This is a genomic window from Rhizobium sophoriradicis (assembly GCF_003939025.1).
GTDB classification, from domain to species: Bacteria; Pseudomonadota; Alphaproteobacteria; order Rhizobiales; family Rhizobiaceae; genus Rhizobium; species Rhizobium sophoriradicis.
Map to the genome: position 1 here is coordinate 289,045 of NZ_RQIH01000007.1, position 18,871 is coordinate 307,915.

Here is an 18,871-nt window from a genome sequence, read left to right on the forward strand (position 1 = left end):
GGCCGGCAGGTTTTCCATGGTTCCCTTCTCCATCCTCGACCTTTCCCCCGTTGCCGAAGGCAGCACCGTGCGCCAGTCGCTCGAAAGCTCGGCGCGAATGGCCCGCAAGGCCGAGGAATTCGGTTACAAGCGCTTCTGGCTCGCCGAACATCACGGCATGCCTGGCATCGCCAGTGCGGCCACATCAGTCGTCATCGGTCATGTCGGGGCGGCGACGAAAAGCATTCGCATCGGCTCCGGCGGCGTCATGCTGCCCAATCATTCTCCGCTCGTCATCGCCGAGCAGTTCGGCACATTGGAGGCGCTCTTCCCCGGCCGCGTCGATCTCGGGCTCGGACGTGCGCCGGGGACGGATATGCGCACGGCACAGGCGCTACGGCGCAACCTTGAGGCCGGCGCCAACAGCTTTCCGAACGACGTGGTCGAACTGCAGCAGCTGCTCGGCACGCCGGTCGAGAACCAGGCGATCCTCGCCGTTCCCGGCAATGGTTCACATGTTCCGATCTGGCTGCTCGGCTCCAGCCTCTACAGCGCTCAGCTTGCCGCCATGCTCGGGCTTCCCTACGCCTTCGCCTCGCATTTCGCGCCCTACATGCTGCTCGATGCGATCGCGATCTACCGCGATCGCTTCCAGCCCTCGGCAACGCTCGACAAGCCCTATGTGATGGTCGGCGTCATGGGCGCGGTGGCGGCGACGGACGAGGAGGCGCGCTATCATTTCACCTCCGCCGAGCAGCAGTTCGTCAACCTGCGCCGCAATGTCCGCGGCCCGTTCCCGCGGCCGGTGGCCGATATGGAGGCTTTCTGGTCGCCGATGGAGAAGATGAACGTCGAACACACGCTGCGTTATGCCGTGGTGGGATCACCGGGGACGGCGGAAGCGAAACTGACGGAATTCATTAAGGAAACCCAGGCCGACGAGGTGATCATCTCCATGCCGATCCATGATATCGAGGCGCGGCTGAGATCGGTGGAATTGTTTGCTGGCCTGGGAAACTTCATGCGGGTGGCTGCATAGATCGCAACGCGCGGCTCGGCACAAAAAACCCGGCGTCGGCCGGGTTTTTCATCGAAGATCGTTTGGAAAGTCAGGCCGAGAGCTTGGCCAGCACTTCTTCCGAGACCTCGAAGTTGGAATAGACGTTCTGCACGTCGTCGTCATCTTCCAGGCTGTCGATCAGCTTCATCAGCGACTGGGCTTTTTCTTCGTCCACCGGCACATTGTTCTGGGCGCGCCAGACCGCCTTGACGGTCTCGGCTTCGCCGAGGCTCGTTTCCAGCGCTTTCGCCACTTCGCCGAGGGCTTCGAAGGCGCAGGTGATGTAGTGGCCCTCTTCGTCGGTCTCTACGTCGTCGGCGCCGGCTTCGATCGCGGCTTCCATCACCTTGTCGGCGTCGCCGACGGAAAGCTTGTAGGTGATTTCGCCGACATGGTCGAAGGAGAAGGAAACGGAACCGGTCTCGCCGAGAGCGCCGCCGGCCTTGGTGAAGATCGAGCGGACGTTGGAGGCGGTGCGGTTGCGATTGTCGGTCAGGGCTTCGACGATGATCGCCGTGCCGCCGGGACCGTAGCCCTCGTAGCGGACTTCGTCATAGTTTTCGCCGTCGGCGCCGGCTGCCTTCTTGATGGCGCGATCGATATTGTCCTTCGGCATGGACTGGGCCTTGGCGTTCTGGATCGCCAGGCGAAGACGGGCGTTCATAGACGGGTCGGGCAGGCCGGCCTTGGCGGCAACGGTGATTTCGCGCGCGAGCTTGGAGAACATTTTCGACCGCACGGCATCCTGACGGCCTTTGCGGTGCATGATGTTTTTAAACTGTGAATGGCCAGCCATGGCACCCCTGTTCACGTCTCATTGTTCGGAATGGGGCGCCTTATAAGAGCGAAACGGCACCCGTTCAAGGGAAAAGCAGTTCGGAACAAAGGCGAAAGGATGACGTTTTCAATCGAACTCCATCCAACGGAAAGGAACGGTCATGGCAAGTCTCAGCGAGGCGCGGGAGCAACCGGCACGTCAGCTTTGGGATCAGGTCAACGGCGTTCATGCCGGCATGCTCGGAATTTCCGGACTGGATATGCACATGCAGCCGATGGCGCCGCATGCCGATCCCACCACCAACACGATCTGGTTCTACACCAAGACCGACGCCGATATCGTGCGCGTGATCAAGCCCGGCAGCCGCGCGCATTTCTGCGTCATCGGCAAGGATCACGACTACCACGCCTGCCTCTCCGGCGTGATCGAGATACGCCCCGACCCTTCCAAAATCGAGGAATATTGGAGTTCGATGGTTGCGGCCTGGTATGACGGCGGCAAGAAAGATCCGAAACTCACTATGCTTTCCCTGCATGTCGACGATGCCGACATCTGGGTTTCCACCGGCAGCACCCTGAAATTCGGGTGGGAGATCGCCAAGGCCAATCTTGACGACGACAAGATGCCCGACGTCGGCGTGAAACGTCACCTGCAATTTGCCTGATGCGCAAGGTTTGGCGGGACCCGCCGGACCTTTTTTACTGCACGCCTTTCATCACGTAGATCAGCGGCTTCTTCGGCAGCGTGCGGATGGAGACGGTGATGCTGTCATCAGGCGCATAAGCGACATCGAAGTCCTTGCCGAACATGGAGACGAAGGAATTGACCGGCGGACCGCGGCGGTGCATCGGCAGGATCAGCGACGAGCGCAGGCGCTTGATCACACGGCTCATGCTGTCGGCGCCCATGGTCAGGCCGCCGTCGACCGGCACCATGACGACGTCGAGGCGGCCGATCTCGGTATAATGGGTATCCGTCAGTTCGTAATGCAGATGGCCGAGATGGCCGATGCAAAGGCCGGCAATTTCGAAGACGAAAATCGAGTTTCCATTCTGCTGCGAGCCGCCGAGGCCATAGCTGAAGCGGATATCCGTGGTGACGTTGCGGATATGGGCGTCGCCGACCACAAGATCGATTTTGGCTGCCTCGCCGGGAACATCGCTCCACCCATGCAGCACATGCTTGATGCCCGGCTCAGGCGTCAAGGTGAAGTGGGTCGTATGCGCCTTGTTCATCGTGACGACGTCCGGAAGCGTCGCCGGCCGGTACCAGCCGTTATAATCTGTCGCGATGATGATGCCGGCGGGAGTGTCGATCTCGAAGGTGGAGTGGCCGAGGAAGGTCAGTTTGACGTCCTCGCCCTCGGAGCCGGCCGGTACGACCGGCTGGGCGCCGGAAAAGCTGGCGAAGGTCGCCTTCGGGATGGTCTGCGCGATTGCCTGGCACTGGCTGACGGGCGGCCGCTGTTGCTGCGCCCTTGCTGCGGGACCCGACACGACAAGGGCGGCTATGCATGCGATCGCGAGAACAAGATGTTGCGGCTTCATGCCACCCCTCCGGCGCTTTCACGAGAAGGCCGGAGAATGCGGCAAGAGGTCGCAGCGGTCCAGACCGTGAATGCTCACAATCGTGTGTGGGGTCTGTGTCGAGGCAGCTTTACCGCCAGAACTCCGGTAGGGTCTCGGCCAGGCGCGGTCCGAGCCGGAGCGGCGCGATCTTTTCGGCCAGTCCGGTCGTGTCGGAAATCTCGACGCCGACGCCGCAGATCGTCGCCGGGCCGCTCGCCGCTTCCATGCGGCCCTTCGGCATCTTGGAGATGAAGCGGTTGAGCGGCTCCTCCTTGTCCATGCCGAGGGAGGAATCATAGTCGCCGCACATTCCGGCATCCGACATATAGGCCGTGCCGCCGTTCAGGATCTGTGCATCGGCGGTCGGCACATGGGTATGGGTGCCGACGACGAAGCTGGCGCGGCTGTCGACGAAATGGCCGAAGCACTGCTTCTCGCTGGTCGCTTCGGCATGGAAATCGAAAATGATCGCATCGGCCTGCTCCTTCAGCGGGCAGGCGTCGAGGATCACCTCCGCCGATTTGAAGGGATCGTCGAGTTCCGGATGCATGAAGACCCGGCCCATGACATTGGCAACGAGCACGCGCGCCCCGTTCCTGGCATAGAAAAGACCGGAGCCGCGGCCCGGCGTGCCTTGGGGATAGTTGGCCGGCCGCAGAAACTGATCGTGGCGCCCGGCAAAGGCGACTGCTTCCTTCTGGTCCCAGACGTGATTGCCTGTCGTCACCACATCGGCGCCGGCATTGATCGTTTCCAGAAAGATGTCCTCGGTGATGCCGAAGCCGCCGGCGGCGTTCTCGCCGTTGACGACGACGAAATCGAGCCTGAGGTCGGAGATCAGGCCGGGAAGACGGTCCCAGACCGCCGTGCGTCCCGTCTTGCCGACCATGTCACCCAAAAAAAGCAGCCGCATTCCCTATCCAATCCAAGAGGCAAAAAAGCGCAGGCCGCTTTCTGTCAGGATGGCATCCAGGCTAATGTCATGCGGCTCGTCCGGCACATGTGCCACTTCCTGGCAGTCGAATGCAATGCCGATCAGCTTCGGATGCAGGCCTTTCTCTCTTAGCCGGCTGATGGCACGGTCATAGTAGCCTGCGCCGTAGCCGATGCGATGGCCGCGGGCATCGAAGGCCGAAAGCGGCACCAGCATGATCTCGGGGTGGAGAATGGCAGCCTCCGCGCCGGGAGCCACCGTGCCGAAGCCGGTCTCAATGAGAGGCAGCCCTTCGGTCAGTTCTCGAAAGGCGATGGTCTGCTTGTCGAGGATCGCCGGCACGCACAGCCGTGCGCCGCGCGCTGCGAACCGGGCCATCAGCGGCCGCAGATCGGCCTCGGACCGGATCGGCAGGAAACCGGAGACGATCGTTCCGGGGGCGAAGGCGACGGCCTCGCCGGCATGATCCGCCATTGCAAGGCTTTTGGAGATGCGCTCCTCAGGAGCGATGGCGTCGCGGGCGGCCAGCCGTTCATTGCGCAACTGCGCCTTCAGTTCTCGTGCGGTCATTCGATCTGCCAGATGTGAGAGGTTCTGCCGAGCATAGACGGCTGGAGGCCCGATGCAAATGCAGGCTGCGACAGGAGCGCGGCGGTTTCACGCCGTGTCAGCCGGCCGCTAGTTGTTAGACGAGGAGGCCTATTGCTCCTGCGCCGATTCGTGTGCCGACGTCGCCAGCGCGGCGGCCAGCCGCCGCATCGTTTCCTCGAACAGAGGGGTTCCGCCCGGCATCCAGCCGAGCGCGCGAATTTTCGCCGTGCTCATAGTATTCAGCGTTGTGCCATCGGCCGGAGCCGGCAGCGCATGGCGACAGTCCGTCTCACGGCGGATGGGGGCAAGGATGTCGCGGGTGTCGACGACGATGTCCGACACGTTGAAGATCTCGCCGGAGATGCGCGTGCTTTCCGTTTCCAGCATCAGCCGCACCGCCCGCCCGAGGTCGCGGCCGTGAACCTCCGTGCCTGCACGAAGAGCGACCGGCCGGCCGGCGCGATAATCGTCGATGAGGCCGCCCCATTTGTTCGGCGAGAGATCGCCATAGATGCCGGTCGCCCGCAGACTGACGCCGGCAAAACCCGGTGCCGAGAGATGGGTCAGCGCGCCTTCGGCGTCGAGCTTGATCTGGCCGTAGAGCGTCTCCGGCTTCGGCAGCATCGTTTCGGTAAGCTCGGTTCCCGCAGGGTGTTCGCCGTAGGCCGCCCGGCTGGACAGGAAGACACAGCGGCGCGTACCGGCGCGTTTTGCCGCTTCGAAAAGCCGGACAGTGCCATCCAGGTTCAACCTCTGAAAGCTCTTCGGGTCATCGCCCTCGCCGCCGCGATATTTGCCGGGAACGTGGCTGAAGGCGGCGTGGACGAAGAAATAGGCGTCGTCGAAAATGTCGATCTGGTCCTTATCGGGATCGAGCGAAAGCGCTGCGAACTCTACCGGGCGGGAGAAGAGGCGGGCACGCGGCGCACGGCGTCCACCGACGATCACCTGATAGCCGGCGGTCAGAAGCTCCTCGACGACATAACGGCCGACGAGACCGGTTCCGCCGGATACCAATACTTTCATGCTGCCCCTTCCGGATTGTCTAGCGCCGCGATCTCCGGCACATAGCTATCATTGTAGAAACGATGCCACAAATCGATCAAGGGTTGTAGCTGTGCTGCCTTGGGATGATCCTTTTCCCACGGCTTTTCATATTGGTAGTGCAGGATCGAAACGCTCTTCCAGTCCCAAAGCGCCGGCATGGTGAACCATACATATTGCAGCATGTTGAAATAAACCGGCAGGCCGTGCCAATCCGGGAAGAACGTCTCGAGAAAGGTCTGATCGGTGCGCCGCCAGAAGGTGTCCGGTCTGTCCAGGCTTTCGAGCATGAGCCGGAATGTGTCATGTGACGGCGTGGCGACGAAGACGCCGGAGTTCATGCGGCGGAAGTCGGCGAGGCTTTCATAGACATTGGGGGCGGCGGAAAATTCCGGATAGTGGAAGAGCCTGTCGACGTTCTTCAGCACCAAGGCATCGGTGTCGATGAAGACGCAGCGTTCGTATTCGACGAGCTGCCAAAGCCTGAGCTTGCAGAAATTGTCGAGCGGCGAATGAAAGGCGGGCTTACGGCCCTTGGTGAAAGGCGCGGCGGAATGGAGTTGGCCGCGGGCGTGGCGCTGGTTGAAGGCATCGGAGAGCGGCAGGTGCTCGACCTCGATGAGGCGGCAGGCGTGGGCTTCCAGTGGGGCGAGGGCGGTTGCATCGACGCCGCCGGTATGGAGGACGACGATGTCGGCGGTGGTACCGGTTCGGCGAAGCGAGTTCACCAGGGCGGTGGCGCCCATGGCGTAGTCGGCGTTGGTGACGAGGGTGACGTAGGCGAATACGGACGAGCGGTTCATCGGGTTCGACTGCCTCGATATGTCTTGCTCCGGCGGAGGATAGACGGCAAGGCGTTGCTGCATGTCTCTTCTCCCCAGCGGGGAGAAGGTGCCGGCAGGCGGATGAGGGGGCGAGCGCCGACAGGAGCGAGTGCGCTGAGCGCGAGCGAAGGGCAATGAAGGGCGTGCCGTGTGGCCCCCTCATCCGACCCTCCGGGCCACCTTCTCCCCGCTGGGGAGAAGAGGGGGCAAGCCGCGGCCTTTCTAGCCTTCGTCACCGTTCAGCACTCATGACACCGACTTCAGCCGCTTGCCTTCCGGATCGTGGTTGATCGTCGCGGCGATATCCCTGGTCCAGGCGGAGACGGCCGGCACGCGGGCACGGTCGACGCGATAGGCGAATTTCTTCGCGACGTCGACGATCTCGCCGAGCAGGCCTGTTTCCAGCGTGATCGGTTCGAGGCCGAGATTGCGGAACTTTTCGTTGCGGACGATTAGTTCGTTTTCGGCGGCTTCCTTGCGCGGGTTGGGCAGATAGGCAATTTTGGCGCCGCTGATCCTCGCAATCATTTCGGCGAGGTCGCGTACCCGGTGGGTCTCCGTCATCTGATTGAAGATCTCGACGCGGGCGCCGCGAGCGGGAGGATTCTTGAGCGCCAGCTCGATGCAGCGCACCGAATCCTGGATATGGATGAAGGCGCGGGTCTGGCCGCCGGTGCCGTGCACGGTCAGCGGATAGCCGATCGCCGCCTGGATGAGGAAGCGGTTCAGCACCGTGCCGTAATCGCCGTCATAGTCGAAACGGTTGATGAGCTGCGCGTGACAGCGCGTCTGCTCGGTGTGCGTGCCCCAAACGATCCCTTGGTGCAGGTCGGTAATCCGCAAGCCGTCGTTCTTGGCGTAGAACTGGAAGAGCAGCTGATCCAGGCATTTGGTCATGTGGTAGATCGAGCCGGGATTGGAGGGGTAGAGGATCTCCTGGCTGACCGTCTCGCCGCCCGCCGTTTCGATGCCGACCGGCAGGTAACCTTCGGGGATCGCCGCGCCGACTGTCGAGTAGCCGTAGACGCCCATGGTGCCGAGATGGATGAGATGGGCGTCGAGGTTGAGCTCGGTAAGGGCGTTCAAAAGATTGTGCGTGGCGCTGACGTTGTTATTAACAGTGTAGTTCTTATGGCGGTCGCTCTTCATCGAATAGGGCGCGGCCCGCTGTTCGGCGAAGTGGATGATGGCATCGGGGCGATGTTCTGAGAGCCAGTTCTTCAGGAGTTCGTAATCCCTGGCGAGATCGATCAGGTTGAAGTGGATGCGGCGCCCCGTTTCGGCATGCCAGATGCGGGTGCGCTCCTGGATCGAATCCATCGGTGTCAGCGACTGAACGCCGAGCTCGGTATCGATCCAGCGGCGCGACAGATTGTCGAGGATATGGACGTCGTGACCGGCATCGGAGAGATGCAGCGAGGTTGGCCAACCAATGAAACCGTCTCCGCCCATAACCGCAATCTTCATCGCATCGTCTCCTGATCGTTCGCTCATTATCGGGAATAGTTAGGAATTATGACAATCATTCAATGCCTGCCGGCGGCGCATTCAATGCATGCCTACCGGGCATTCAATGCTTGCCTGCCGAGAGGCGTTGCGCCAAAGAGGGCACCGCAGTTTGGAGAAAATTATGACGGAACGCCCTTTTTCCATATCGGGAGAGCTGACGGAGACCGGACATCGCCTCGTCCAGCGGGTCTATTATGAGGACACGGATTTCTCCGGCCTGGTCTATCATGCGCGCTACCTGCATTTTCTCGAGCGCGGCCGCACCGATTATCTGCGCTGCCTCGGAGTCGAGCAGCGCGAGCTGGTCAGCGCCGACGAGGAGGGGCTTGTCTTCGTCGTTCACCGCATGGAGATCGACTTCAAGAGCCCGGCGCGCATGGACGATGTACTGACGATCCTGACGCACACGGAAAAAGCGGGTGGTGCCAAGATGGTGCTCAATCAGCAGATCCGCTCGGGCGAGACGCTGCTGATCGCCGCCCGGGTGATCATCGCCGTCATCAATGCCAAAGGGCGGCCGCGGCGGCTGCCGGAGACGTTGGCGGCGAAATTCCTTGAAGGCAGCACGCCGCTATAGCGCCGAATTGCTCGAAATTCGGCCTTGTAAAAACTTGAGCTTTATGTGAAGGAATTCCCGCGCCGCAGGATGAGCGCTCTTTCGGCAGCCGGATCTGCTCCGGTCAAGTAATCCAGGAATAAAATCTCCCGAATACAGGCTTGCTGTCATAGTCCGGCACTAACGATCTATTAACCATAATAGTGTCTTACTGGGAAAGTCGGAGTTTGTGCGGTGCACGCCTTCCTTTGACCAAATTTGACGGCAAGAAGGCGGAAGATGAGCTTGGAAGCTTGACCAGGGCTTTGGGCGGCGGCCGCCGGACACTTCTTGCGAGATCACTTTGTGCCGCCCGGTCCAGCACCGGGCGTTTGGATTCGGGGATTTTGGATCAATGGAACAAGTAGGATTGGCAGCAGCCACGACGGACGTCAGCCTCTGGTCGCTTTTCATGCAGGCCGGCATCGTCGTCAAGCTCGTCATGCTCGGGCTCATCGCAGCCTCTGTGTGGACCTGGGCGATCGTCATCGACAAATACCTGGCCTATGGCCGCGCACGGCGCCAGTTCGACAAATTCGAACAGGTGTTCTGGTCGGGCCAGTCGCTCGAAGAACTCTATCGCTCGCTGTCGGAGCGCAACAATACCGGCCTGGCGTCGATCTTCGTCGCGGCCATGCGCGAGTGGAAGAAATCCTTCGAACGCGGCGCCCGCTCGCCGATCGGCCTGCAGATGCGTATCGATCGCGCGATGGATGTGACGCTCGCCCGTGAAACCGAATATCTCGGTGCCCGCCTCGGGTCGCTTGCGACGATCGGTTCGGCCGGTCCGTTCATCGGCCTGTTCGGCACCGTCGTTGGTATCATGACCTCGTTCCAGGCGATCGCCGGTTCGAAGTCGACCAACCTCGCGGTCGTCGCGCCCGGCATTGCCGAAGCGCTGCTTGCCACCGCGATTGGCCTTGTCGCCGCTATTCCGGCGGTTATTGCTTACAACAAGTTCTCCGCCGATGCCGGCAAGCTCTCGGCGCGCATGGAAGGTTTCGCGGACGAATTCTCCGCCATACTTTCGCGCCAGATCGACGAGAAGCTGCAGCCGCGCGCTGCTGCTCAGTAACCAACGGAGTATTCTGACATGGGTATGGCTGTTGGAGGCAATGGCGGCGGGGGCGGCGGACGCCGCCGTCGCGGCGGTCGGAACAAGGCCGTGATCTCCGAAATCAACGTGACGCCGCTCGTCGACGTCATGCTGGTGCTTCTGATCATCTTCATGGTTGCGGCACCGATGATGACCGTCGGCGTGCCGATCGATCTGCCGGAAACGCAGGCCAAGGCGCTGAATTCCGAGACGCAGCCGATCACCATCTCCGTCAAGAATGACGGCGAGGTGTTCCTGCAGGAAACGCCGATCCCGGCCGCCGAGATCGCCGCCAAGCTCGAGGCGATCGCCACCACCGGCTATAACGAACGTATCTTCGTGCGCGGCGACGCGACGGCGCCCTACGGCGTCATCGCCGACGTCATGGCCCGTATCCAGGGCGCAGGCTTCAAGAATATCGGCCTGGTGACGCAGCAGAAGAAGGACCAGTAGCGTTCAAGATGAAGACCAGCGTCGTCACATCTGCTGTTCTGCACTGCCTGGTGCTTACCTGGGCGATGGTGTCGCTCGGCGCGCCGGAATCCTTCAAGGTGGAGGATTTCGAGGCGATGCCGGTCGATCTCGTGCCGGTGGAATCCATCACCCAGATGCAGCAGGGCGACAAGAAGGCTCCGAAGAAGGAGACCTCAGCGCCCGTGCCGACGACGCGGCCGCCGATCGCGCAGCCGGCCGAGAACGCCGGCGACAACAATGTCGATTTGAAGACGCCGCCGGTGCCGAACGCCAAGCCGAGCAACAGCGAGGCGGCCGCCGCCAATTCCAGCGAAAAGCCGCAGCCCCAGATCGATCCCAAGCCGAACGACGTCAAGGAAGTCAACAAGGAAGAGACCGAGGTCGAGCAACCGAAGGAAGTCGCCTCCATTCCGCCGCCTAAGCCCGTCGAAGTGACGCCGCCGAAGCCCGAGGAAAAACCGCCGGAAGAACAGGCCAAGCCTGAGGAGCCGCCGAAACCGGATGCGGAAGCATTGCCGGACAAGGTGCCGACGCCGGTCGTCAAGCCGCAGGTAAAACCGCCGGAGCCGCAGAAGCCTGCCGAAAAGCCACCGGAAAAGACTCCAGACCAGCCGAAGGCTGCGGAAGCGCCGACGGACAAGAAGAAGGCCGACAAGAAGCAGGAAGTGGCGAAATCCGCTTCGTCAATGAAGAGTGACTTCAACGCGGATGAGATTTCCGCCCTGCTGAACAAGACCGATCCTTCTGCCGGGGGAGCTAAGCGCTCGACCCAAGAGGCCTCGCTCGGTGCGAAGAAGAGCAATGGTGCCTCCAAGCTCAGTCAAAGCGAAGAAGACGCGCTAAAAGGTTTGATCGAGGGTAACTGGCTTATCACTCCGGGAATGGAAGGCCTTTCCGGCATGGTCATCACCGTGCATTTCAAACTCGACAAAGATGGAAACATTATCGGCCAACCTGAAATCGAGTCTTCCGGTGGAAGCAGCACCGATTCAACGCGTCGTGCGCTGGAAAGTGGCGCTTACCGTGCCGTGATGAAATCTGCTCCGTCGTTCCGCACGAATCTTCCGATGGACAAGTATGACGTGTGGAACGAGGTCGTTCTTAATTTTCATCCCAGCGATATGGGGATTTAAATGCCGACGGATTCGATCCATTTCGCAAAATCTTTCGGCATATGCGCGATGTTGGCAGGGTTGATCCCTGGCCTCGCATTTCCCTTCGATGCAAATGCGGAGACGGCTGATCGCCGAAACAGCGATGTCAATTCGCTGCGGATCAGCGTGGCTGAAGCTGAGGCGGTGCGAAACGCGATCACAGATCAATTCTTCGTCGACAATCGCCTGAAAGATATCGGCAGCGTGCGTTTGACGATCCACATAAAGCTCGCCAGAGACGGGCAGATCGTAGGCAACCCTGATGTGCAGGTCACCGGTGGCAGTGAGCGTGCGCAGAAAAGTCTTACCGCTTCCGGCCTTCGCGCCGTTCGTCGCGCAGCTCCTTTTACGATGCTTCCGAAAGATAAATACGATGCTTGGAAGGAAGTTGTTTTCAATTTCGACACCAGCGCTCTTACCCGATAAGATGCTGAAAGGCTTGTTTGATATGGTCAAGTGTTCTCTCATCCGCGCTCTGATGGTCATTGCAGGCCTGATTGGGGCTGCAGCCTTTACGACGCCGGCGAACGCGTTGGTCACTCTCGATCTTCGAAAAGGCAACGTTCAGCCGATGCCGATTGCGGTGACGGATTTCCAGGGCGACATGGGCGCGCAGGTCTCGCAAGTCATCGCCGCCGACTTACAGCGGTCGGGTCTCTTCGCACCGATCAACAAGTCAGCCTTTATCGAAAAGATCTCCAATCCGGATGCATCGCCGCGTTTCGAGGACTGGAAGGTCATCAATGCCCAGGCGCTGGTCACCGGCCGGGTTACCAAGGAAGCAGATGGCCGTCTTCGCGCCGAATTCCGCCTCTGGGATCCGTTCGCCGGGCAGCAGATGACTGGTCAGCAGTTCTTCACCCAGCCGGAGAACTGGCGCCGTGTGGCGCACATCATTGCCGATGCGATCTACAAGCAGATCACCGGTGAAGAAGGCTATTTCGACACCCGCGTCGTCTTCGTCTCGGAATCCGGCACCAAACAGCAGCGCAAGCGCCAACTGGCGATCATGGATCAGGACGGTTTCAACGTGCGTATGCTGACCGACGGCAGCGATCTCGTGCTGACGCCGCGCTTCTCGCCGAGCCGGCAGGAAGTCACCTATATGTCCTTTGCCAACCAGCAGCCGCGTGTCTATCTGCTGCAGCTCGAAACCGGGCAGCGCGAGGTCGTCGGCAACTTCCCCGGCATGACTTTCTCGCCGCGCTTTTCTCCGGATGGCCAGAAGGTGATCATGAGCCTGCAGCAGGAAGGCAATTCCAACATCTATACGATGGACCTGCGCTCGCGCACGACGACGCGGCTGACCTCGACGGCGGCGATCGACACCTCGCCCTCCTATTCGCCCGATGGTGCCCGTGTCAGCTTCGAAAGCGACCGTGGCGGCAAGCCGCAGATCTACGTGATGAATGCCGATGGTTCCGGCCAGACCCGTATCTCCTTCGGCGACGGCTCCTATTCGACGCCGGTCTGGTCGCCGCGCGGCGATCTCATCGCCTTCACCAAGCAGTCCGGCGGCAAGTTCTCGATCGGCGTGATGAAGCCGGACGGTTCGGGCGAGCGCATCCTGACGACCGGCTTCCACAATGAGGGCCCGACCTGGGCGCCGAACGGCCGCGTGCTGATGTTCTTCCGCCAGGCAGCAGGCTCTGGCGGCCCGCAGCTCTATTCAATCGATCTGACTGGCTACAACGAACAACTCGTCAAGACACCGACCTACGGTTCCGACCCGGCTTGGTCGCCGCTTCTGGAGTAAGAATGCGGCAGTGCCTTCTTGTCGCCCCAGAATCATGGAAACCGGGCGGCTACGGGACAAATCAGTAAATTGTTAACCATAATCTTTGAGGGGCGGTTAACCGAGTGCGGTTACTGTCCGGAAACCCTGAAATCGCAAGGAGACCCGGCCATGAGCCGAATTCACACCCCGGCAATGAGCCGCATGCAGAATTTCGCCCGCAACCCCGTCATGATCGCGCTTGTCGCCGGTCTCGCGCTTGCAAGCTGCGCCAAAAAGCCGCCGAACAGCGCCGGTGATCTCGGCCTCGGCGCCGGCGCGGGTGGGGCTGCAACGCCGGGTTCGGCCCAGGACTTCACGGTCAATGTCGGCGACCGCATCTTCTTCGATACCGACTCTTCGTCGATCCGCGCCGATGCCTCGCAGACGCTCGACCGTCAGGCGCAGTGGCTCGGCCGTTACCCGAATTACCAGATCACCGTCGAAGGTCATGCCGACGAACGCGGCACGCGCGAATACAACCTCGCGCTCGGCGCCCGCCGTGCTGCTGCCGCCAAGGATTACCTCGCTTCGCGCGGTGTTCCGGCGCAGCGCATGAAGACGATCTCCTACGGCAAGGAACGTCCGGTCGCCGTCTGCGATGATATTTCCTGCTGGTCGCAGAACCGCCGCGCGGTCACCGTGCTCGGCGGCGCCGGCATGTAATCTTCGGATACAATTCGTTTTCGGAAGGCGGTCCCGCGAGGGGCCGCCTTTTCTTTTTGACCACACTTTGGCCAGACTCCGTTGCTTTTTGACAGCAATTGGAAAAATCTCCTGTTCGCGCTTAAAGCGCGAAGAATCACTGGGACAGGACGATACATATGAAGAAACTTGTCGTGGCAGGCATGCTGTGCCTCGCGGCTATGACCGGGAGCGAGCGGGCCGCCTATTCGGCCTCGTTCTTCGGGCTGCATCTTGGCGGTCGATCCGCGGAAAACCAGGCGGCGGCGCCTGTTGTCAAGGTGCAGAGCGGCGACGCCGAGGTTCGCGTGCAGCAGCTCGAAGAGCAGCTGCGGCAGCTGAACGGCCGGATCGAGGAGATGAGCTTCCAGCTGCTGCAGATGCAGGAGACGATCCGCAAGCAGCAGGAAGACAATGAATTCCGCTTCCAGCAGCTCGAGAAAACCGGCGGCGGTGGCGCCAAGGCTCCTGTCAAGAAGAGCGAGACCGATGCCGCTCCGGCAGCTTCCGGCGGGGATGATGTCGCCAGGGTAATCCAAGCACCGCAGGGGGCCGAAACGGCTCCCTCCACCGACGTGCCTGATAATACCGGCCTCGGCCAGCCGCCGAAGCAGCTCGGCTCGATCGAGTTCGATCAGAACGGCAACCCGGTCGGCGGAACCGTCGACGAAAATGCCAGCATCGGCTCCGGCCCGATTCCCGATGCCAGTGGCCGCACACCGCAGCAGACGGCATCGCTCGGCAGTGAGGCGGATCAGTACAAGGCAGCCTACGGCCACGTCTTGTCGGGCGATTACGGCACCGCAGAGCAGGAATTCAACCAATACATTGCCCGTTACCCCAGCAGCGCGCGGGCGGCCGACGCCAACTTCTGGCTCGGCGAAGCGCTTTATTCGCAGGGTAAATATAACGAGGCGGCAAAGACTTTCCTCAACGCGCATCAGAAATACGGCAGCTCGGAAAAGGCGCCGGAAATGCTGCTGAAACTCGGCATGTCGCTTGCTGCCCTCGACAATAAGGAAACGGCCTGCGCGACGCTGCGCGAAGTCTCGAAGCGCTACCCCAAAGCGTCACGCGCCGTCATAAGCAAGGTTGCGAGCGAACAGAAACGCCTCGCCTGCTGAGGTCTTCCGGAATGTCTCCGGAAGCCGCATCGCCTCATGCGGCGATCCTCCAGTTTCTAGCATCGCTTCAAAGTCCTGCGCGCATTCTCGTCGCGATCTCGGGCGGCAGCGATTCCACCGGCCTGCTTCTCCTCCTCGACGAAGCCGTGAAGGCCGCGCCTCATCTCAAGATTTCCCTCTGTGCTGCCACCGTCGATCACCGTCTGCGGGCCGGCTCCGCGGACGAAGCGCAACAGGTTGCCGCGCTCTGCGCGTCGCTCGGCATTCCCCACATCATCGCAGCCTGGCAGGGCGACAAGCCGAAAACCGGCGTCATGGCCGCGGCCCGTGAAGCGCGATACGATCTCTTGGCGGAATCGGCGGAGAGGCTCGGCGCCAATCTCATCGCCACCGGCCATACCCTCGACGATCAGCGCGAAACATTGCAGATGCGCGGCATGCGAACCGAGCAGGTTTCGTCAGGTATCGCCGATGCGGTGCTCTTCAACCGGCGGTTCTGGATTTTGCGGCCGCTCCTCTTTTCCAGCCGCGCCGACATTCGGGCTTTCCTAAGAGAGCGCGGCGTGCCTTGGATCGAAGATCCCAGTAATGAGGATGTGAAGTATGAGCGCGTGCGGATCCGCCGGCGGCTGTCGGCCGATCCTGCGATGGAGACGGATATTCGCGCGGCCTGGGAAGCGCGGCGGGCTCTGTCGTCCCGGGCCGCTGATTGGCTGGACCGCCATTTCAGGCTTCATGGTGGCCTGCTTGGGCAGGTATCTGTTGATGGTTTGCGGCAGGATCGCGCAGTTCTGGACTATGCGCTCGGCCGCCTGACGGCCGTCTTCGGCGGACAGCCATTCGTGCCGGGGAGGGCACAGATGGCGCGCCTTCTCTCATTTGCCACCGGCGGGGAACCGGGTCGGATGACTATCGGTCGAGTCGTGTTCGATCGCAGGCGGGACGGGCTTTATTTCACGCGGGAGAGCCGGGGGATCGTACCGATGATTTTACGGCCGGGAGAGGCGGGGGTGTGGGATGGGAGATTTGAAGCCGTAAACGGCTCCGGAGAGACCGTAACGATAAAAGCGCAGGCCACTCACTACTCCCTCATTCCTGTGTCCTCAGGGCTTCGCCCGAGGGATGTCACAGGAATCCTTCCACCGCGCGTCGGCGCGGTGGATGACTCTACAAAACAGGGCGAGTCTTCCGCGCCCAAGGACTTGGGCGCGCTGGATTCCTGTGACGAGCACAGGAATGAGGGGGAGTGGAGCAGGGGCCTGCCCAAGGCGGCGTGGAAACGTGCCGTCGCCTCAGCGCCGGCTTTTGCCGTCGATGGACACCCTCTATCTCTGCAATCTGTCGGCTCGATCCATCTGACACCCTATTTCGCGCCCTTCGACCGCTTTTTGACACGATTCGATTTCATCTTTGCCGACAGGCTTTCGGCGGTTTTCGCGATGGCGCCCTATGCGGGGCTGCCTTTTAGAAGTATTGACGGAAAAACCATCTGACCTGGGGGATTGCCTTGGCAACAGCACGGCGCAACCCTATGTTAGAAAGAATAAGACCGTCGCCATGAGGCGGCTGTTCCAGTGCTGGGGAGTTCAATGAACCCTAACTTACGTAATTTTGCCTTGTGGGCGATCATCGCGCTTCTGCTGATCGCCTTGTTCAGTATGTTTCAGACGGCTCCGGCACAGACTGGCTCCCGCGAAATCCCCTATTCGCAGTTTCTGCGTGAGGTCGATGCGGGCCGTGTGAAGGATGTCGTGGTCACGGGCAACCGTGTTTCCGGAAGCTATGTTGAAAACGGCACCACCTTTCAGACCTATTCCCCTGTAATCGACGACAGCCTCCTCGATCGCCTGCAGCAGAAGAATGTTCTGGTTTCCGCCCGTCCGGAAACGGACGGTTCTTCGGGGTTTTTGAGCTATCTCGGCACGCTCTTGCCGATGCTTCTCATTCTCGGCGTCTGGCTGTTCTTCATGCGGCAGATGCAGGGTGGCTCGCGCGGCGCGATGGGCTTCGGGAAATCCAAGGCCAAGCTTCTGACCGAAGCGCATGGCCGGGTGACCTTCGATGATGTCGCCGGCGTCGACGAGGCCAAGCAGGATCTTGAAGAAATCGTCGAATTCCTGCGTGATCCGCAGAAATTCCAGCGTCTCGGCGGCAAGATCCCGCGCGGCGTGCTGCTCGTCGGCCCTCCGGGTACCGGCAAGACGCTGCTCGCCCGCTCGGTCGCCGGTGAAGCCAATGTGCCGTTCTTCACGATTTCCGGTTCCGACTTCGTCGAAATGTTCGTCGGCGTCGGCGCAAGCCGCGTACGCGACATGTTCGAACAGGCGAAGAAAAATGCCCCCTGCATCATCTTCATCGACGAAATCGATGCGGTCGGCCGCCATCGCGGCGCCGGCCTCGGCGGCGGCAATGATGAACGCGAACAGACGCTGAACCAGCTGCTGGTCGAAATGGACGGCTTCGAGGCGAATGAAGGCGTGATCCTGATCGCTGCCACCAACCGTCCCGACGTTCTCGACCCGGCGCTGCTGCGCCCCGGCCGTTTCGACCGTCAGGTCGTGGTGCCGAACCCCGACATCGTTGGCCGCGAGCGCATCCTCAAGGTGCACGCCCGCAACGTGCCGCTGGCACCGAATGTCGATCTCAAGGTTCTCGCCCGCGGCACGCCCGGTTTTTCCGGCGCCGACCTGATGAACCTCGTCAACGAAGCCGCCTTGATGGCCGCCCGCCGCAACAAGCGCGTCGTCACCATGCAGGAATTCGAGGACGCCAAGGACAAGATCATGATGGGCGCCGAGCGCCGTTCCTCGGCGATGACCGAGGCGGAGAAGAAGCTCACCGCCTATCATGAAGCCGGCCATGCCATCACCGCGCTCAATGTCGCTGTCGCCGATCCGCTGCACAAGGCGACGATCATTCCGCGCGGCCGTGCGCTCGGCATGGTCATGCAGCTTCCCGAGGGCGACCGCTACTCGATGAGCTACAAGTGGATGGTGTCGCGCCTCTGCATCATGATGGGCGGCCGTGTCGCCGAAGAACTCACCTTCGGCAAGGAAAACATCACTTCGGGTGCCTCCTCGGATATCGAGCAGGCGACCAAGCTTGCCCGCGCCATGGTCACGCAGTGGGGCTTCTCCGATCAGCTCGGTCAGGTCGCCTATGGCGAGAACCAGCAGGAGGTCTTCCTCGGTCACTCGGTTTCGCAGTCGAAGAATGTTTCGGAAGCGACCGCACAGAAGATCGACAATGAAGTGCGCCGCCTGATAGACGAAGCCTATACGCAGGCCCGTACGATCCTGACGGAAAAGCACGACGAATTCGTCGCTCTCGCCGAAGGCCTGCTGGAATACGAGACGCTGACCGGCGAAGAGATCAAGGCGTTGATCCGCGGCGAGAAGCCGTCTCGCGATCTCGGGGATGATTCACCGCCAAGCCGCGGCTCGGCTGTTCCAAAGGCCGGCGCGCGGCCGGCCACCAAGGGCGACGAGCCTGAAGCCGGCCTCGAACCGCAGCCGCATTGAGCCGCTAGCGCCATCTTGAACAAGGCCGGATTTCCCAAGCGGGAGATCCGGCCTTTTCTATTTGGTAACGGGATATAATCATTTTTCTTGCTAATTTACGTGCCGTTCGCCGCATTTTGTGGCATTCCGCTGAATTGAGGCAAGCATGAATCGCGCTCGTGG

General features: G+C 61.2%; 19 protein-coding genes. 12 read left to right on the plus strand and 7 right to left on the minus strand.

Annotated elements, in window-relative coordinates; genetic code table 11:
* Positions 1 to 16: 16 nt before the first annotated feature.
* Positions 17 to 1,018: an LLM class flavin-dependent oxidoreductase gene (locus EFR00_RS14155; protein ID WP_077990526.1), complete on the plus strand. Its 1,002-nt coding sequence runs from the start codon at positions 17 to 19 to the stop codon at positions 1,016 to 1,018.
* Positions 1,019 to 1,088: 70 nt separating this feature from the next.
* On the opposite strand, the gene EFR00_RS14160 is transcribed toward EFR00_RS14155, so the two are convergent.
* Positions 1,089 to 1,835 carry a YebC/PmpR family DNA-binding transcriptional regulator gene (locus tag EFR00_RS14160; RefSeq protein ID WP_038691096.1) on the minus strand — a complete coding sequence of 249 codons (747 nt, stop codon included), beginning with the start codon at positions 1,833 to 1,835 and terminating at the stop codon, positions 1,089 to 1,091.
* Between the two features lie 142 nt (positions 1,836 to 1,977).
* On the opposite strand from EFR00_RS14160, the gene EFR00_RS14165 reads away from it, so the two are divergent.
* A complete protein-coding gene (locus EFR00_RS14165) occupies positions 1,978 to 2,481 on the plus strand; it encodes a pyridoxamine 5'-phosphate oxidase family protein (protein ID WP_038691094.1) in 504 nt (167 codons plus the stop codon).
* 34 nt (positions 2,482 to 2,515) lie between these two features.
* On the opposite strand, the gene EFR00_RS14170 is transcribed toward EFR00_RS14165, so the two are convergent.
* The 6 genes from EFR00_RS14170 to EFR00_RS14195 all read right to left on the minus strand — a co-directional run bounded on the left by EFR00_RS14170 (position 2,516) and on the right by EFR00_RS14195 (position 8,245).
* Positions 2,516 to 3,364 (minus strand): MBL fold metallo-hydrolase, encoded by an 849-nt coding sequence (locus EFR00_RS14170; protein WP_077990523.1) that lies wholly within the window; start codon positions 3,362 to 3,364, stop codon positions 2,516 to 2,518.
* Positions 3,365 to 3,473: 109 nt separating this feature from the next.
* Positions 3,474 to 4,298 (minus strand): TIGR00282 family metallophosphoesterase, encoded by an 825-nt coding sequence (locus EFR00_RS14175; RefSeq protein WP_077990520.1) that lies wholly within the window; start codon positions 4,296 to 4,298, stop codon positions 3,474 to 3,476.
* A gap of 3 nt (positions 4,299 to 4,301) precedes the next feature.
* Complete coding sequence (locus EFR00_RS14180) at positions 4,302 to 4,889, minus strand: 5-formyltetrahydrofolate cyclo-ligase (RefSeq protein WP_039622052.1); 588 nt, start codon at positions 4,887 to 4,889, stop codon at positions 4,302 to 4,304.
* Between the two features lie 129 nt (positions 4,890 to 5,018).
* Positions 5,019 to 5,936, minus strand: a complete 918-nt coding sequence (locus EFR00_RS14185; RefSeq protein WP_077990517.1) for an NAD-dependent epimerase/dehydratase family protein — start codon at positions 5,934 to 5,936, stop codon at positions 5,019 to 5,021.
* A complete protein-coding gene (locus EFR00_RS14190) occupies positions 5,933 to 6,757 on the minus strand; it encodes a glycosyltransferase (protein WP_077990847.1) in 825 nt (274 codons plus the stop codon). The genes EFR00_RS14185 and EFR00_RS14190 overlap by 4 nt, the downstream gene beginning before the upstream one ends.
* A 267-nt stretch (positions 6,758 to 7,024) precedes the next feature.
* Entirely contained in the window at positions 7,025 to 8,245 is a 1,221-nt protein-coding gene (locus EFR00_RS14195; RefSeq protein ID WP_077990514.1) for an NAD-dependent epimerase/dehydratase family protein, read from the minus strand.
* Positions 8,246 to 8,408: 163 nt separating this feature from the next.
* Here EFR00_RS14195 and ybgC point away from each other — a divergent pair, with 163 nt between their 5' ends.
* The 10 genes from ybgC to ftsH all read left to right on the plus strand — a co-directional run bounded on the left by ybgC (position 8,409) and on the right by ftsH (position 18,709).
* Positions 8,409 to 8,864 (plus strand): tol-pal system-associated acyl-CoA thioesterase, encoded by a 456-nt coding sequence (ybgC, locus tag EFR00_RS14200; protein WP_009992977.1) that lies wholly within the window; start codon positions 8,409 to 8,411, stop codon positions 8,862 to 8,864.
* A gap of 373 nt (positions 8,865 to 9,237) precedes the next feature.
* On the plus strand, positions 9,238 to 9,957 hold the full coding sequence (tolQ, locus tag EFR00_RS14205) for a protein TolQ (RefSeq protein ID WP_004671617.1): 720 nt from the start codon (positions 9,238 to 9,240) through the stop codon (positions 9,955 to 9,957).
* Between the two features lie 18 nt (positions 9,958 to 9,975).
* On the plus strand, positions 9,976 to 10,431 hold the full coding sequence (gene tolR, locus EFR00_RS14210; RefSeq protein ID WP_003566333.1) for a protein TolR: 456 nt from the start codon (positions 9,976 to 9,978) through the stop codon (positions 10,429 to 10,431).
* 8 nt (positions 10,432 to 10,439) lie between these two features.
* Positions 10,440 to 11,585 (plus strand): hypothetical protein, encoded by a 1,146-nt coding sequence (locus EFR00_RS14215; protein WP_077990511.1) that lies wholly within the window; start codon positions 10,440 to 10,442, stop codon positions 11,583 to 11,585.
* Positions 11,586 to 12,032 (plus strand): cell envelope integrity TolA family protein, encoded by a 447-nt coding sequence (locus tag EFR00_RS14220; protein ID WP_077990509.1) that lies wholly within the window; start codon positions 11,586 to 11,588, stop codon positions 12,030 to 12,032.
* Positions 12,033 to 12,054: 22 nt separating this feature from the next.
* Positions 12,055 to 13,362: a Tol-Pal system beta propeller repeat protein TolB gene (gene tolB, locus EFR00_RS14225; protein WP_077990845.1), complete on the plus strand. Its 1,308-nt coding sequence runs from the start codon at positions 12,055 to 12,057 to the stop codon at positions 13,360 to 13,362.
* A 150-nt stretch (positions 13,363 to 13,512) separates the two neighbouring features.
* The gene (gene pal / locus EFR00_RS14230; protein WP_009994607.1) at positions 13,513 to 14,046 is read left to right on the plus strand and encodes a peptidoglycan-associated lipoprotein Pal; all 534 of its coding nucleotides are present in this window, start codon (positions 13,513 to 13,515) and stop codon (positions 14,044 to 14,046) included.
* A gap of 158 nt (positions 14,047 to 14,204) precedes the next feature.
* Entirely contained in the window at positions 14,205 to 15,188 is a 984-nt protein-coding gene (ybgF, locus tag EFR00_RS14235) for a tol-pal system protein YbgF (protein WP_077990506.1), read from the plus strand.
* A gap of 11 nt (positions 15,189 to 15,199) precedes the next feature.
* Complete coding sequence (gene tilS, locus EFR00_RS14240) at positions 15,200 to 16,681, plus strand: tRNA lysidine(34) synthetase TilS (protein WP_009992435.1); 1,482 nt, start codon at positions 15,200 to 15,202, stop codon at positions 16,679 to 16,681.
* A gap of 96 nt (positions 16,682 to 16,777) precedes the next feature.
* Positions 16,778 to 18,709: an ATP-dependent zinc metalloprotease FtsH gene (gene ftsH / locus EFR00_RS14245; RefSeq protein WP_038691074.1), complete on the plus strand. Its 1,932-nt coding sequence runs from the start codon at positions 16,778 to 16,780 to the stop codon at positions 18,707 to 18,709.
* The last annotated feature ends 162 nt before the right edge of the window (positions 18,710 to 18,871 follow it).